Source organism: Pantoea sp. X-Soil-TKNS-1207 (assembly GCF_059730485.1).
Genome location: NZ_AP035958.1, coordinates 3,834,091 through 3,849,268 on the forward strand (window position 1 = coordinate 3,834,091; position 15,178 = coordinate 3,849,268).

The window sequence follows — 15,178 nt, forward strand, 5'->3', positions numbered from 1 at the left end:
AACAACCAGGCGGCGCTTCTGCCTGTTCCCAACACGCACTCGGACTAATCCTAAGCCTGTTACCGTCTCTGCTGGCGGCATGATGAGCGCTGCTGCTATAATCAGCGTCCAGCAGGCACCGCCTGCGTTCATTTCTGCCCCGACGCTTACAACCTTGTCGAATTGGCGCAGACATTTTTGGCACGGATAGCCCTGTTTGACTGGTGAGTACCGGACGTACGCCCATTCCCGCGCTGCCCAGGCCAAAAATGACAAGTGATTAACCCAACGGACCATTTATGCTCGATAGCCTGCTTGTCATTCTTTTACTGATTATTATTAGTGCCTTTTTCTCCCTGTCGGAAATCTCGCTGGCTGCCGCCCGCAAGATCAAGCTGAAGCTGCTGGCCGACGAAGGCAACATCAACGCCCAGCGTGTCCTGAAAATGCAGGAGACGCCCGGCATGTTTTTCACCGTGGTGCAGATTGGCCTTAACGCGGTCGCCATCCTCGGCGGTATCGTCGGCGACGCCGCCTTTTCACCGGCCTTCAGCTCGCTGTTCAATCGCTTTGTGGCGCCCGAACTGGCCGATCAGCTGAGCTTTATCTGCTCCTTCACCATCGTTACCAGCCTGTTTATCCTGTTTGCTGACTTAACGCCAAAGCGCGTCGGCATGATTGCCCCGGAAACCATTGCGCTGCGCATCATCAATCCGATGCGCTTCTGCCTGCTGGTGTTCCGTCCGCTGGTGTGGATGTTCAACGGCCTGGCGAACGTGTTCTTCCGTATTTTTAAGCTGCCGATGGTGCGTAAAGATGACATCACCTCCGATGATATCTACGCGGTGGTGGAAGCGGGTGCGCTGGCCGGGGTGCTGCGTAAGCAGGAACATGAGCTGATTGAGAACGTGTTTGAGCTGGAATCGCGCACCGTGCCGTCATCCATGACCTCGCGCGAGAACATCGTCTGGTTTGATTTGCATGAAGACGAGACCACGCTGAAAGCCAAAATCGCCGAACGTCCCCACTCCAAATTCCTTGTTTGTGATGGCGATATCGACCATATCGTCGGCTATGTCGATTCCAAAGAGCTGCTGCTGCGCGTGCTGGGCAACCAGAGCATGACGCTTAACAGCGGCGTGCAGATCCGTTCCGCACTGATTGTGCCGGATACGCTGACGCTGTCCGAAGCGCTGGAAAGTTTTAAAACCGCGGGTGAAGACTTCGCGGTGATCATGAACGAATACGCGCTGGTGGTCGGCATCATTACGCTGAATGACGTGATGACCACGCTGATGGGCGACCTTGTCGGCCAGGGGCAGGAAGAACAGATTGTGGCGCGTGATGAGAATTCATGGCTGGTGGAAGGCGGTACGCCGATTGATGACGTGATGCGCGTGCTGGATATCGATGAGTTCCCGCAGTCAGGCAACTACGAAACCATCGGCGGCTTTATGATGTATATGCTGCGTAAAATTCCGAAGCGTACCGACTTTGTGAAGTTTGCCGGATATAAGTTTGAAGTGGTGGATATCGATAGTTATCGCATCGACCAGCTGCTGGTGACGCGTATCGATGAACGCCCGCCGGTGCTGAATGTGGCGAAAAATCGGGAAGATGAAACCGACGAAACCTTGAACTCACGCGGATAACATTAGGGCGCCATCGGCGCCCTTTCTTTTGCTTAGTTGTACTCGGCTTGTAGCCGCAGCACCTGGCGGTTGATTTCAGACATCACGCTCAGATGCTGTACGTCTTTGACGCGCGGGATCAGAACTTTCCCTTTATCAAATTCGAAAGCGCCGACATCCTTGATATACAACCTTCCTTTAAATAGCGTTTTTACATATTTCGCAATTTGCAGCGGATTATAACGCTGGAAGATCTTCATGCTGTTTAACTCCTGTACAGATGTAAAACGCTTCGCCGTTGCCAAAATCGGTGACGAGCCCATGAAGCGCAAATGAGGCCTAAACTATAGAACATCCTCGCTTGCCGATGTTCCGAAAAAATGAATTTTTTACTGGATTGACACATCATTACAGAACACTCTGTTACCGCGTTCACATTATCCAGTATAAACCTTCAGTCATTACGGAATTGTGGCGTCGGTTACAAAGCTGTGAAATCGTCGCGACACGCGCATCATCCATGCCTAATATTGCAGGAACATGACCAACTGGTCGGATCACCAAGGAGCCACTTTCATGCGATTGCCTCACATGTTGTTTGCACTGGCGCTGCTGGCGCCCGGTCTCGCGTCTGCACATCTGTTCAAACAGGGAGAACGCGTGCCTGCCGTCGGCGTGAACGACAAAGGAGAACTGTTGTATCAACAAGACAAGTTTAGCTATCGTCCGTGGAACAGCGCGCAGTTAAGTGGAAAAGTGCGAGTCATCCTGCATATCGCCGGACGCTCATCGGCCAAAGAACAGAATGCGGCGTTGATTGAAGCCATCAAAGCCGCCGGTCTGCCGCACGATCGTTATCAAACCACCACTATCGTCAATACCGATGATGCCATCCCCGGCACCGGCATGTTTGTGCGCAGCAGCATAGAAAGCAATAAACAGCAGTATCCGTGGTCACAATTTATTGTCGACAGTAACGGCAACGCCCGCAAAGCCTGGCAGCTGGAGAGCGGCGGCTCGGCGGTGGTGGTACTGGATAAGAGCGGACACGTCGAGTACGCCAAAGATGGCGCGCTGACGGAGCAGGAAGTACAGCAGGTCATGACGCTGTTGCATCAACTGCTCAAGTAGAGGCGCGATTTATCGCGCGTCCCTGGCCCTTGAGCGGCGCGATTTATAGCGCCGTCAGGGAATGTGCCTTAAAACAGCGAAACGCGGAAGCCAGGATTGAGGAAGGATTCGCGCGGCGCGTAGTCGAGGGTTTTGCCTTTCCAGTCATGGACGTGAGCGCCCGCTGCAATCGCAACGGCGTGACCAGCACCGGTATCCCAGATATTGGTCGGTCCAAAGCGTGGGTAAAGCTGCGCTTTGCCTTCCGCCACCAGGCAGAACTTCAGCGATGAGCCAATCGCCGTGGTCTGGTGCTCGCCCAGCTGCTGCAAATACTCTTTCAGCTCCTCATCCTTGTCGAAGTGGGAGCGGCTCACCACTACCAGCGGCGGACGCGCATCACGCACATGAATCTGCGCTTTGTTGCCGCCCTCTTCCTTCCAGGCTTTACCTTCCGCCGCGGAATAAAGCACGCCAATGGCCGGAGCGTAAACCACGCCCAGCACCGGTTTTCCTTTTTCAATCAGCGCGATATTCACCGTAAACTCGCCATTGCGCTTAATAAACTCTTTGGTGCCGTCGAGCGGATCGACCAGCCAGTAGCGCTGCCAGTGCTGGCGGATCTCCCAGCCCGGCGGATCTTCTTCAGATAATACCGGCACATCCGGCGTCAGCGCGTTCAGACCACTGACGATAACCTGATGCGCGGCGAGATCAGCGGCCGTGACCGGCGAATCATCCGCCTTGCGTTCGATGTCCATCGGCTGAGCGCCGTCGTAAACCTGCATAATCGCATCGCCTGCCGTACGCGCCAGCTGGCAAATTTGTTCTAACATTCTTCACCTCTTTTCTGCTGATTCTGCTTACTCGCTGCCAACAGCAAACCTGTAATCATTTTAGCAGGCGACCTGTTTCCGACCGATGCCGCTACCGGGCGCGAGAGCAATCTATTGGAATATCAATATCATAGTTCGTCGCTCACCGCCACGTATGACATTTCTCCCCCGCAGCCTCCGTGCCGCAAACGCAACAACATGGCAAAACCCCGAGCCGCATCACATTTTCATCTTACAATTTGTCACCTTTTTACATTATTTTGAGAGGCCCATTGGACCGCAACAAGGAGACAGCATGTTCAAAGCGAGCATGACGTTACTGGCTTTCGGCATTTCTGCCGCTATGGCGCAGGCCGCAACGGTGGATTTACGCATCCTCGAAACCACCGATCTGCACAGCAACATGATGGACTTCGATTATTACAAAGACACCCCAACGGAAAAGTTTGGCCTGGTACGCACCGCTACGCTGATCCATCAGGCGCGTGCGGAGGTGAAAAACAGCGTGCTGGTGGATAATGGCGACATTATTCAGGGCAGCCCGCTCGGCGATTACATGGCAGCGAAAGGGCTGAAGCCGGGCGAAGTACATCCGGTTTACAAGGCGCTCAACACCCTGGACTACAGTGTCGGCAACCTCGGTAACCACGAATTCAATTATGGCCTGCCCTATCTGAAAAAAGCGCTGGCGGGCGCGCGTTTTCCTTATGTAAACGCCAACATTATCGATCTGAAGACGGGAAAAACGCTGTTTACCCCCTATCTGATTAAAGAAATCACCGTCACCGACCGTGACGGGCAGCCGCAAACGCTCAAAGTGGGTTACATCGGCTTCGTCCCGCCGCAGATTATGGTGTGGGATCGCAACAATCTACAGGGTAAGGTCCGGGTTGATGACATTACCGAAACAGCGAAACGTTTTGTGCCGGAAATGCGCGCAAAAGGTGCTGAAATTATCATCGCTATCCCGCATTCCGGTTTAAGCAGTGAGCCATATCACGCCATGGCTGAAAACTCGGTCTACTACCTCAGCCAGGTGCCGGGCATCGACGCAATTATGTTCGGCCATGCCCATGCGGTATTCCCCAGCAAAGAGTTCGCGGCGATTAAAGGCGCGGATATCGCCCAGGGAACGCTGAATGGCATACCCGCGGTAATGCCGGGCATGTGGGGCGATCATCTCGGTGTGGTTGATCTGGTGCTGGATAACGCAGACGGCCACTGGCAGGTCAGGCAGGGCAAAGCTGAAGCGCGTCCGATTTATGACAGCGTGACAAAGAAATCGCTGGCGGCAGAGGATGCCAGCCTGGTGAAGGTGCTGGATCAGGATCATCGCGCCACGCGTGCATTTGTCGCCAAACCGATCGGCAAATCCGCTGACGTGATGTACAGCTATTTATCGCTGGTGCAGGATGATCCTACGGTACAGATCGTCAATAACGCCCAGCGCGCCTACGTTGAACATTTTATTCAGGGCGATCCCGATCTGGGACGTCTGCCGGTGCTGAGCGCGGCGGCACCGTTCAAAGCCGGGGGCCGTAAAAACGATCCCGCCAGCTATGTTGAAGTAGAGAAAGGCGATCTGACGTTCCGTAATGCGGCGGATCTCTATCTTTATCCCAACACCCTGGTGGTGATGAAGGTCAGCGGGGCGCAGGTGAAGGAGTGGCTGGAGTGCTCTGCCGGGCAGTTTAACCAGATCGATCCGCATAGCGCGAAGCCGCAGTCGTTGATCAACTGGGATTTCCGCACCTACAACTTTGACGTGATCGATGGCGTGAAGTATCAGATCGACGTGACGCAACCGGCGCGCTACGACAGCGAATGTCAGCTGATCAACAAACAAGCGTCACGCATCAGGGACCTGACCTGGCAGGGTAAACCGATCGACCCGGCGATGACGTTCCTGGTCGCTACCAATAATTATCGCGCCTACGGCGGCAAGTTTGCCGGCACCGGCGATAAGTACGTGGCTTTTGCCTCTCCGGATGAGAACCGTTCGGTCGTCGCTGCCTATATCAGCAGCGAAACCAAAGCGCAGGGTGAAGTGCGGCCGCAGGCCGACCATAACTGGCGTCTGGCGCCGATTCACAGCTCAACGCCGCTGGATATTCGTTTTGAAACCGCACCCGGCGCGAAAGCGACCGGCTTTATCACGCGGCACGCGGATTATCCGATGAAAGCGGTGGGTAATGATGAGGTCGGTTTTGCTATCTGGCAGGTGGATTTACGCCAGCAATAACGATAAAGGGCGGCATGGCGCCGCCCTTCACGTCGTCTTACAGAATTTCCAGCAGTTCAACTTCGAAGATCAGGGTGCTGAACGGCGGGATGGATGCGCCAGCGCCGCGCTCGCCATACGCGAGGTTTTGTGGGATAACCAGTTCCCATTTGGAGCCAACCGGCATCAGGGTCAGGGCTTCAATCCAGCCAGGGATCACGCCGCTGACCGGGAATTCTGCCGGTTCGCCACGGGCAACAGAGCTATCAAACACGGTGCCGTCGATCAGCTTACCGGTGTAGTGCACACGCACGCGGTCCTGACGAGACGGGATGGCACCTTCACCCTGGTTGATCACGCTGAATTGCAGACCGGTTTCGGTGCTGCTCACGCCTTCACGCTGCGCGTTCTGCTCAAGGAATTTCTGGCCTTCCGCTGCCATCGCCTGTACGCGCTCGCGACGCACACCTTCAGCACGCTCATGCACTTCACGCAGGGCGCGATGTACCACATCAACCGGAACTGCCGGTGAATTCCCTTCCAGCGCGTCGCGCAGGCCCGCGAGCAGCGCTTCCGGTTGCAGACCCTGCAATCCGGACTCCAGCAGCTGCTGGCCTACCTGTAAACCAATACCGTAACTTGCTTGTGCTTCGACGCTGTCGAATGAAGGGGTTGTCATCTTGATTCCTTAATCCCGGAGAAAAAATTGAAACGGCAGCATAACAGCGCAGGCCGCTGGCGTAAAATCTCGTGCGTCACAGATGACATTTCTCAGGGAAAGAGAAACAATATACCCGTCAAATTTTTCAATGCTGGCAGGCACTTCGCGCCCGCATTGCCCATACTATAACAAAGGAAAGGAACCACCTTTCCCGTCGAGAAAAGAGAGAATACATGGGCCAGATCGCCCCACGACGTCGCAGGACGCGCACACCGCGTACTTTACCCTGGTTGCTCCGTTTGCTGCCGCAAGGCAAACGCCCGGTCGCCAGTGAGGAGGATTCACGAATGGCTTCTGCTACCCCTTCCCGGTTTTCCGGCGGTTTAGGCCGCGTCTGGCATCTGCTGGATAACGTACGCTGGATGGATCCGCTACCGGCGCTGCATCGTCGTGGCATTGTGATTGCGCTGCTGGTTATGCTGCTGGCATTCCTGTGGCCCAGCAGCACGCCGCAGTACCCGATTGAGCGGCCGGTTAGCGAAAACGCGCCGAAAGAGGTGCCGATGCAGGCGGAGATTTATAACAACGATAATGCGCAAAACACCACGCCGAAAGCCGATTCTCAGGGCGAGTGGCGCAGCTATACCGTGGCATCCGGTCAGACGCTGGCGCAGCTGTTCCGCGATAACAATTTACCGGTCAACGATGTGTTTGCCATGGCGCGCGTGGAAGGTAACGACCAGCCGCTGAGCGCGTTGCAGAGTGGTCAGCAGGTGAAGATTCGTCAGAATGCGCAGGGTGTGGTGACAGGCTTAACGGTGGATAGCAACAACGGCCCGGTGCTGTTTACCCGCCAGCCGGACGGCAGTTTTATCCGCGCGCAATAACAAAAAAGCCGGCACAAGGCCGGCTTCTTCGCATTACCGAGTAAAATTACTCAGCAACAACATTCACAACCAGTTTAGCGAAAACTTCGCTATGAACCTGGAAGTCAACTTCGTGCTCACCGGTGGTGCGCAGAACGCCGTTCGGCAGACGAACTTCGCTCTTAGCAACGTCAACGCCAGCTGCAGTTACAGCGTCAGCGATGTCGCGAGTACCGATGGAACCGAACAGTTTACCTTCATCGCCTGCTTTAGACGTGATGGTGACGCTGCCCAGACCGTTGATTTTCTCTGCACGTGCGTTAGCAGCAGACAGAACGTCAGCCAGTTTGGCTTCCAGTTCTGCGCGGCGCGCTTCGAAACGCTCAACTTGTTGTTTAGTAGCCGGAACAGCTTTGCCCTGCGGGAACAGGAAGTTACGGGCGTAGCCCGATTTAACGTTAACCTGATCACCCAGGCTGCCCAGGTTTGCTACTTTATCAAGCAGAATAACTTGCATTACCTTATCCTCTTAAAGTCGTTGTTGGACAGTTGCCGATTACTGATGACGATCAGTGTACGGCAGCAGAGACAGGTAACGCGCGCGCTTGATAGCACGAGCCAGCTGACGCTGGTATTTTGCGCGAGTACCGGTGATACGGCTCGGTACGATCTTACCGCTTTCAGTGATGTAGTTTTTCAGCGTAGCGATATCTTTGTAGTCGATCTCTTGAACGCCTTCCGCGGTGAAACGGCAGAACTTGCGACGACGGAAATAACGTGCCATTTGGCTAGTCTCCAGAATCTATCAATTCAATCTGCTCGGCATGTAACACAATTCTACTCTGGCCATTGCGTGCCTGATGGCAGCTAATAAAACCTTCAAGAGTGAGTTGCGTGCCGACCGTTATGTGTTGAGTAATCACCTGATGGGTGTTGCCGCTGATAATCACCGGCATCTGACACCAGGCTTGCCGGTGAAACCCGGCTTCCTCCTGCATGGAACGGTGCTCAAGCACGAACTGGCAGTGAGGAATTCCTGACGGACTGACTTTTCGAACCGGCGTCTTACACACAGTGCCAGACAGGCGCAGTCGATTGGCCGTCACGATGGATTACTCTTCAGAATCCCCAGCATCTGAGTCATCTGCCGCTTCGTTAGCGAAATCTTCACGGCGCTCACGACGCTCGTCTTTCGCTTTAACCATCGGAGATGCTTCAGTTACCGCGTGCTTAACGCGCATAACCATGCTGCGGATAACGGCGTCGTTGAAGCGGAAGTTCGTTTCCAGCTCGTCGATCACTTCCTGCGGTGCTTCTACGTTCAGCAGAACGTAATGCGCTTTGTGCAGTTTGTTGATCGGGTAAGCCAGCTGACGGCGGCCCCAGTCTTCCAGACGGTGGATCGTGCCCTCTGCACCAGTGATAGCACCAGTGTAACGCTCGATCATGCCCGGAACCTGTTCGCTCTGGTCAGGATGGACCATAAATACGATTTCGTAATGACGCATCGAAATTGCTCCTTACGGATTATTCAGCCTCCTGTCAGGGTCAGCTGCGGCCCACGGAAGCAAGGAACGTTATAGGTTGTGATTCATTCGATAATGAAACACACCTCTGAATGCAGCTGAAAAATTGACGCGTAATCATACTGGCGTTGCCTGTGAAACTCAAGCGCACAATTCATCAAATGGCGTGAACCGTGCCAGGGAATGGCACCTTTTGTGCTAAGGGTGACAATTCAGAATCTTAGGGGCGATTCATCAAAATGGCTGAACAAGGCGTTCAAAGGGACGATGTGGCAGCAATAAGGTGAAGAACTAAACTATTTAAGGGCGCAACGGTTTGGCTTGTCGTCGGCGTCTGAGAGTGAATTCCCTGTAGTGAGGAGTCGATTATGAGAACCTTCGTTATCGCTACTTTACTGGGTCTCTTCCTGTCTACCCCCGCTTCTGCCAGCTCCACTGACTATGCGCAGCAGATGAGAAGTAACAGCAGTAAGGCGGCTTCAGGCTATGTCTACGTCAACCGACTGGACGCTCCGGGCAATAACCACACCGGTGCTAACAGTAGCGCCGCTGACCGGTTGTCGTCACAGCTGTAATCCGGTATGTCGTAACGGGCTGGCGCCACGCCAGCCCGAATTGTTTTTACAGATGATGTTTGAAATAACTCACCAGCGCAGTCAGGGCCGGTGGCGTGATTTTGTGCCCAATCTGCTTTTCCGACAGCGACGTCAGCTGCCCATCGAGCTGCGCGTCTCGCAGCGCTTTTTCCAGCCGCACCGTCTCGGCAAAGGGCACCACCTCATCCGCTTCACCGTGCCACAGCAACAGCGGACGATTCGCCAGTTTCTCCAGCTGCTGGCTGGGATCGTAAGCGGCTAACGGAGCCAGACGAGCCGCAAAGGCCTCTTTCTGTTCCGGTGTTCGCGCCACCAGCGGCGGGAACAGCGTATGGCTCAGCTGCATAAAATAGCCCGACCCCATCATACAGGCGACGCTATGAATCTGCGGATAACGCGCCATAGCGCCCAGCGCGGTCATACCGCCCATCGAGGCGCCGGCCACCGCCAGACGGCCGTCATCGATCCAGTCGTGTTCACGCAGCGCCGCTTCCAGTAACGGCACTTCATCGATGTTTTGTCTGAGGATCTCCCAGAAGTGCGTCATACGGGTTTCGGTATCACCGTTATAACGCGCGCCGTGCATATCAGCATCCGGCATGATGGCGCGAAAACCGGCCTGCGCCAGCGCAACGGCAAAGTAGCTATACACCTCTTTCGACGAGGTAAAGCCATGATAAAACAGCACGGTCGGTAAACGAGCCTGCCGCTGTCCGGCCGGTGCCGCGTGAATACACTGAATACCGGCCAATGTTTCCGTTGCCAATTCAATCATGTCGCCTCCGTTGAGAATGATTATCACCTGCTCACAGTGTAAGCCCTGCGCCCCAAAACGCGAGTCACTTCACATTTTGTTCGAATAATTTCCAGACTAAACCTTTTGCCCGTTTTGCCGTTGATCTTGTATCCCCCCAACCACATCGACATAGGTACTTTATGAAGCGTCTCTCTCTCAGCGCCATGGGTCTCGGAATTAAGCTGTCTGTATTGACGTCTTTAAGCGTGGCCGTGGTGCTGCTCACCCTGACTCTCACCCTGAGCCACAACGCCGCGCGCCAGCTGGAAAATCTGGCAACAGACGATATGCAGAATCAGGTGCAGGGCATCAGCGAAATGGCCACCATGTTTAACACCACGCTGTCGGCGGAGGTGGCAAATTACACCGTCCTGTTTCAAAGTTTTCTGCCCAGGCGCTTTAGCCGCGATGAAAACTCGCGCATTCAGGTGGGCGATATCAGTACCCCCACGCTGCGCGCCGGGCTGAAAACCCTCAACCTTGATCAGATTGCCGTAGATGATTTCCTTGAGCGAACCAGCGCGGTCGCCACCATTTTTGTGCGCGATGGCGACGATTATGTCCGTATCGCGACCTCGCTGAAGAAAGAGGATGGCAACCGTGCGGTTGGTACCCGACTGGATCGCAGCAGCGCGGCCTGGCGCAGCGTGAATCAGGGCGGCATTTATCGCGGTCTGGCAACCCTGTTTGGCCACCGTTACATCACGCAGTATCAGCCGGTGACCGATGACAGCGGCGCAGTGATCGGTATTCTGTTTGTCGGGGTGCAAATCGACCAGCAGTACGCGCTGATGCGTGACAAAGTGCTGGCGCGCCATCTCGGCGACAGCGGCAATTTCTTTGTGCTGAACGGCGCGCCGGGCAGTGCCCAGGGGCAATATCTGTTTGATAAACATCGTGAAGGCAAGCTGCCGTTATGGGATGCGGCAACGCAGCGAAAACTGCTGAGTCAGCCGAAGGGGCTGACTACCCTGACGCTGGACGGCGAAACCAAACTGCTTGCCTGGCAGCAGCTGCCGGGCTGGAACTGGATCATTGCCGGGGAAGTGAACCGCGCCAGCCTGCTGGCGCCGATTACCCAGAGCCGTAACCTGTTTATCGCCATCGGCCTGGCGCTGGCGCTGGCCTTTGCCATCGGTTTTATGTGGTACAGCCGCCGGGCGATTAGCCTTCCGCTGCATCAGGTGATCCATCTGGCGGAGCAGTACGCGGCGGGCAACTTGCAGGCGCACCTCGACTCCACGCGGCGCGATGAAATCGGCCAACTGGTGGTGGCAATCAACGGCATTGGCGATGGCCTGGCGCAGATTGTCGGCCAGGTACGGCAGACAGCACAGCAGATCAACCTCGGCACCGACAGCATCGCCGCCAGCAGCCAGAACATCAGCGATCAGATTGGCCGCCAGGCCAGTAGCGTGGAGCAGACTTCAGCGAGCATGGAGCAGTTCGGCGCGACGGTAGCGCAAACCGCGGCCAACGTCCGTCAGGCGATGGCGCGGGTCAGTGAGGCGGCGACGACCGTGGCGCACGGCGGCGAGACCGTGTCGCGTTCGGTGGGGACCATGGCGGAAATTCGCGTGGCGTCGCAGAGCATTGCCGACATCACACACGTCATTGAATCCATTGCCTTTCAGACCAATATTCTGGCGCTGAATGCGGCGGTGGAAGCCGCTCGGGCTGGCGAACACGGTAAAGGTTTTGCCGTGGTAGCGGCAGAAGTGCGCGCGCTGGCACAGCGCAGTGCTCAGGCGGCAAAAGAGATCGACGGGCTGATTGCCAGCTCCATCAGCAAGGTTGCGGAGGGGCATAAGCTGTCGGAACAAACGCGCGATGCCATGAGCCACATTGTCGAACATATCGCGCAGGTGAAAACCCTGATGGGCGAGATCAATATCGCCGCGCAGGAGCAGGCGTCGGGTATTGGTCAGGTGAATCTGGCGATGAACCACATCAGCCAGGCGACCCATCAGAATAGCGATCTGGTGACGCAATCGGCAGCCACCGCCAGCGATCTGAGCCAGCAGGGTCATCATCTGACGCAGCTGGTGAGTATTTTTCACCTCAGGGCCTGATGAGTCGGGGGAAGATGGCATACACTTGAGCCATCTTCCCCGTTGCGGAGTTGTCATGCGTGTTTCGCTATTTCTGGCGCTGAGCCTGCTGTTAAGCGGCTGTGCCGCGTTGACGCCAACACCTAAACCCCCACCCGCTCCCACCCGCCATGCGCAGGAGATCGATCGGGCGCAGAGCTATGGCCTGCCCAAACTGGGCACCATCAATGTGCAGGTGCGGGGTTCGCCGGATGATGCCGAACGCGCCATCGCCGCCCGGGCGAATCAGGCGGGCGCGGTTTATTACCAGGTTTTGCTGGTTGATGAGACGGTGATGCCCGGCTTCTGGTACGCCACCGCAATTCTGTACGGCGCATCAACCGGCACTGGCGCGCAGAAGTAGGCGCGTGCTGAGGTCGTGACTGAGCAGCGGTTTCCCACGCGTATCGAGAAACTGCTGGCACCAGCCATCGGCCAGCGGTGGTTCGGCCACTTTGAGCAGGATCGCGGCGGTGGCCAGCTGCAACAGCTCCCCGGTCACTGCGCGTGCCTGCGCTTCCTGCACGTTGCCAAGACGCAATCGCAGCTGCCGCCAGCGGCGATCGAAATGCCGGTTGCAGCCTTTCACCGCGTCCAGCTCGTCATTGAGCATCGCCAGCACATCAGACTGGCGACTCAGCACCCGCAACACGTCCAGACACATCACATTTCCTGACCCTTCCCAGATGCTGTTTACCGGCATCTCGCGGTACAGCCGTGGCAGCTCACTCTCTTCGCAGTAGCCGATCCCCCCCAGCACCTCCATCGCTTCCGCCACGAAGGGAATGCCGGCCTGGCAGAGGGTAAATTTGGCGGCGGGGGTGAACAGCCGCGCATATAAACGTTCATGCTCACTGGCGGGCGTGGACCAGGCGCGCGCCAGACGCAGCAGCAGGGCGGTTTGTCCCTCCAGTTGCAGCGCCTGCTGTGCCAGCACCGCGCGCATCAACGGTTGATCGCTGAGGTTTTTGCCCATCACCTGGCGCTGCTGGGCATGGTGCAGGGCAATCGATAGCGCGCGGCGCATCAGCCCGTGGCTGCCGAGCGCGCAATCGAAACGCGTCATGCCGCCCATCTTCAGGATTAGCCTGACGCCATCGCCCTCTTCCCCCATCAGCCAGCCGATGGCGTCCTGGAACTCGACTTCACAGCTGGCGTTGGAGCGGTTGCCGAGTTTGTCTTTCAGCCGTTCCAGCCGGATGGCATTACGCGCGCCATCGGGCAACAGACGCGGCAGGAAAAAGCAGCTCAGGCCACCGGCAGTCTGCGCCAGAATCAGATGCGCATCGCTTTGCGGCACCGAGAAAAACCATTTATGACCGGTGATGCGGTACGCCTCGCCCGAGCCGCTCACGCCCAGCGGTTCTGCGCGCGTGGTGTTGCTCAGCACATCGGTGCCGCCCTGCTTTTCAGTCATCCCCATACCAATCAGCAGGCCACGTTTCTTATTGCCAGGCTGATGATGGGCGTCGTAACGATCGCTCAGCAGCGCATCGCGCCAGTCGGCGTACGGGGCAGGCAGATGGTTTTGCAGCAGCGGGATGGCGGCGTGGGTCATGGTTACCGGGCACAGCGACCCGGCCTCCACCTGCGCGTGCAGGATAAAGCGCGCCGCCCGCGCCACCATGGCGTGAGGTTGTACGTCGGGCTGCCAGCTCAGGTTGTGCAGACGACTGGCACATAATCCCTGCATCAGTAGATGCCAGGCGGGATGAAAACGCACCTCGTCCAGCCGTTCTCCGCGCGCGTCGTAGCGCAGCAGTTCCGGCGGCTGGGCATTCGCCAGTCGGCCCAGTTCGAGCGATTCAGCGCTGCCGAGTTGCAGGCCCACCGACGCCAGCCATTCGCGATCCCAGCTGGCACCCTCGCGGGCGACGGCTTCGCATAAGGCGAGATCGCGGGTAAATAAATTGCTGTTGCTGAGTGGCTGCGGCTGATTGAATACGTTGTGGGTTGTCCAGGTCATAACGGCTCCTCGCAAATCCCCGTCATGCCTCGGGTTGCAGGTGCGCTGGCTGCGCGCCATCCTGCAATCCAAATTATTCAGGGTATTTTTCCTACTAAGTATGAGGGCGATACGCAGTTATGCCTGGCACAGAAACTAATTTGCGGTGGGGATCACGCCTGACGCTGGCGTACGGCTTCGAACAGGCAGATGCCGGTAGCGACCGATACGTTGAGCGAGGAGACACTGCCTGCCATCGGGATGCTGATCAGCTCGTCGCAATGTTCACGCGTCAGACGGCGCATACCTTCGCCTTCCGCCCCCATCACCAGCGCCAGAGAAGCGGGCAGCTTGCTCTGATACAGCGTGTGATCGGCTTCACCGGCGGTGCCAACGATCCAGATGTTGTATTCCTGCAACAGACGCATGGTGCGCGCCAGGTTAGTCACGCGGATCAGCGGCACATTTTCCGCCGCACCGCTGGCAACTTTCTTCGCCGTGGCGTTGAGCTGCGCGGAACGATCTTTCGGCACGATGACCGCATGTACGCCAGCCGCATCAGCGCTGCGCAGGCAGGCGCCGAGGTTGTGCGGATCGGTAACGCCATCGAGGATCAGCAGGAACGGATTCTCCAGTGACTCCAGCAGATCCGGCAGATCGCCTTCCTGGTAGTTTTTACCCGGCTTCACGCGCGCCACGATGCCCTGATGCACGCCGCCATCAACCTGGCCGTCCAGCCACTGGCGGTTTGCCACCTGAATCACGATTCCCTGAGCTTCCAGTGCAGCGACCAGCGTTTGCAGGCGACGATCGTCACGGCCTTTAAGGATAAAAACTTCCTGAAAACGCTGTGGATCGCGTTCCAGCAGGGCCTGCACGGCATGAATACCAAAAATTATTTCACTCATTGATCAGCTCAGT

The 15,178-nt window shown here is 56.7% G+C and carries 17 protein-coding genes; 7 read left to right on the top strand and 10 right to left on the bottom strand.

The window, feature by feature from the left end; all coding sequences use genetic code 11:
• Positions 1–278: 278 nt before the first annotated feature.
• Positions 279–1,631 (top strand): polyamine export protein PaeA, encoded by a 1,353-nt coding sequence (gene paeA, locus AC6I8V_RS17755; RefSeq protein ID WP_497843528.1) that lies wholly within the window; start codon positions 279–281, stop codon positions 1,629–1,631.
• Positions 1,632–1,663: 32 nt separating this feature from the next.
• On the opposite strand, the gene AC6I8V_RS17760 is transcribed toward paeA, so the two are convergent.
• A complete protein-coding gene (locus AC6I8V_RS17760) occupies positions 1,664–1,870 on the bottom strand; it encodes a DUF1107 domain-containing protein (protein ID WP_208724257.1) in 207 nt (68 codons plus the stop codon).
• A gap of 316 nt (positions 1,871–2,186) precedes the next feature.
• Here AC6I8V_RS17760 and AC6I8V_RS17765 point away from each other — a divergent pair, with 316 nt between their 5' ends.
• Positions 2,187–2,741 carry a YtfJ family protein gene (locus tag AC6I8V_RS17765; RefSeq protein WP_497843529.1) on the top strand — a complete coding sequence of 185 codons (555 nt, stop codon included), beginning with the start codon at positions 2,187–2,189 and terminating at the stop codon, positions 2,739–2,741.
• 68 nt (positions 2,742–2,809) lie between these two features.
• Here AC6I8V_RS17765 and cysQ read toward each other — a convergent pair whose 3' ends face one another.
• Positions 2,810–3,556, bottom strand: coding sequence for a 3'(2'),5'-bisphosphate nucleotidase CysQ (cysQ, locus tag AC6I8V_RS17770; RefSeq protein ID WP_497843530.1), 747 nt, complete (start codon positions 3,554–3,556; stop codon positions 2,810–2,812).
• A 295-nt stretch (positions 3,557–3,851) separates the two neighbouring features.
• Here cysQ and AC6I8V_RS17775 point away from each other — a divergent pair, with 295 nt between their 5' ends.
• A complete protein-coding gene (locus tag AC6I8V_RS17775; protein ID WP_497843531.1) occupies positions 3,852–5,798 on the top strand; it encodes a bifunctional 2',3'-cyclic-nucleotide 2'-phosphodiesterase/3'-nucleotidase in 1,947 nt (648 codons plus the stop codon).
• 37 nt (positions 5,799–5,835) lie between these two features.
• Here AC6I8V_RS17775 and bamJ read toward each other — a convergent pair whose 3' ends face one another.
• Complete coding sequence (bamJ, locus tag AC6I8V_RS17780; protein ID WP_497843532.1) at positions 5,836–6,456, bottom strand: BamJ family beta-barrel-assembly machinery protein; 621 nt, start codon at positions 6,454–6,456, stop codon at positions 5,836–5,838.
• A 215-nt stretch (positions 6,457–6,671) separates the two neighbouring features.
• Between bamJ and AC6I8V_RS17785 the strand changes: the two genes are divergently transcribed.
• The gene (locus AC6I8V_RS17785) at positions 6,672–7,325 is read left to right on the top strand and encodes an OapA family protein (protein WP_497843533.1); all 654 of its coding nucleotides are present in this window, start codon (positions 6,672–6,674) and stop codon (positions 7,323–7,325) included.
• Positions 7,326–7,371: 46 nt separating this feature from the next.
• Here AC6I8V_RS17785 and rplI read toward each other — a convergent pair whose 3' ends face one another.
• Genes rplI through rpsF form a run of 4 tightly spaced genes read right to left on the bottom strand, consistent with a single transcriptional unit; the run spans position 7,372 to position 8,812 of the window.
• On the bottom strand, positions 7,372–7,821 hold the full coding sequence (gene rplI, locus AC6I8V_RS17790; protein WP_497843534.1) for a 50S ribosomal protein L9: 450 nt from the start codon (positions 7,819–7,821) through the stop codon (positions 7,372–7,374).
• A gap of 39 nt (positions 7,822–7,860) precedes the next feature.
• Positions 7,861–8,088, bottom strand: a complete 228-nt coding sequence (gene rpsR / locus AC6I8V_RS17795) for a 30S ribosomal protein S18 (RefSeq protein WP_000135199.1) — start codon at positions 8,086–8,088, stop codon at positions 7,861–7,863.
• Positions 8,089–8,092: 4 nt separating this feature from the next.
• Positions 8,093–8,410, bottom strand: a complete 318-nt coding sequence (gene priB, locus AC6I8V_RS17800) for a primosomal replication protein N (protein ID WP_497843535.1) — start codon at positions 8,408–8,410, stop codon at positions 8,093–8,095.
• Between the two features lie 6 nt (positions 8,411–8,416).
• Entirely contained in the window at positions 8,417–8,812 is a 396-nt protein-coding gene (gene rpsF, locus AC6I8V_RS17805) for a 30S ribosomal protein S6 (RefSeq protein WP_497843536.1), read from the bottom strand.
• 386 nt (positions 8,813–9,198) lie between these two features.
• Between rpsF and AC6I8V_RS17810 the strand changes: the two genes are divergently transcribed.
• Entirely contained in the window at positions 9,199–9,405 is a 207-nt protein-coding gene (locus AC6I8V_RS17810; RefSeq protein ID WP_497843537.1) for a hypothetical protein, read from the top strand.
• Between the two features lie 46 nt (positions 9,406–9,451).
• Here AC6I8V_RS17810 and yjfP read toward each other — a convergent pair whose 3' ends face one another.
• The gene (gene yjfP, locus AC6I8V_RS17815) at positions 9,452–10,201 is read right to left on the bottom strand and encodes an esterase (protein ID WP_497843538.1); all 750 of its coding nucleotides are present in this window, start codon (positions 10,199–10,201) and stop codon (positions 9,452–9,454) included.
• 161 nt (positions 10,202–10,362) lie between these two features.
• On the opposite strand from yjfP, the gene AC6I8V_RS17820 reads away from it, so the two are divergent.
• Positions 10,363–12,294, top strand: coding sequence for a methyl-accepting chemotaxis protein (locus tag AC6I8V_RS17820; RefSeq protein WP_497843539.1), 1,932 nt, complete (start codon positions 10,363–10,365; stop codon positions 12,292–12,294).
• A 55-nt stretch (positions 12,295–12,349) separates the two neighbouring features.
• Positions 12,350–12,676, top strand: a complete 327-nt coding sequence (gene bsmA / locus AC6I8V_RS17825; protein ID WP_497843540.1) for a biofilm peroxide resistance protein BsmA — start codon at positions 12,350–12,352, stop codon at positions 12,674–12,676.
• On the opposite strand, the gene AC6I8V_RS17830 is transcribed toward bsmA, so the two are convergent.
• Together AC6I8V_RS17830 and rlmB are read right to left on the bottom strand one after the other, a co-directional pair.
• Positions 12,650–14,278 (bottom strand): isovaleryl-CoA dehydrogenase, encoded by a 1,629-nt coding sequence (locus AC6I8V_RS17830; RefSeq protein ID WP_497843541.1) that lies wholly within the window; start codon positions 14,276–14,278, stop codon positions 12,650–12,652. The genes bsmA and AC6I8V_RS17830 overlap by 27 nt on opposite strands.
• A gap of 152 nt (positions 14,279–14,430) precedes the next feature.
• A complete protein-coding gene (gene rlmB, locus AC6I8V_RS17835; RefSeq protein WP_497843542.1) occupies positions 14,431–15,165 on the bottom strand; it encodes a 23S rRNA (guanosine(2251)-2'-O)-methyltransferase RlmB in 735 nt (244 codons plus the stop codon).
• Positions 15,166–15,178: the final 13 nt, after the last annotated feature.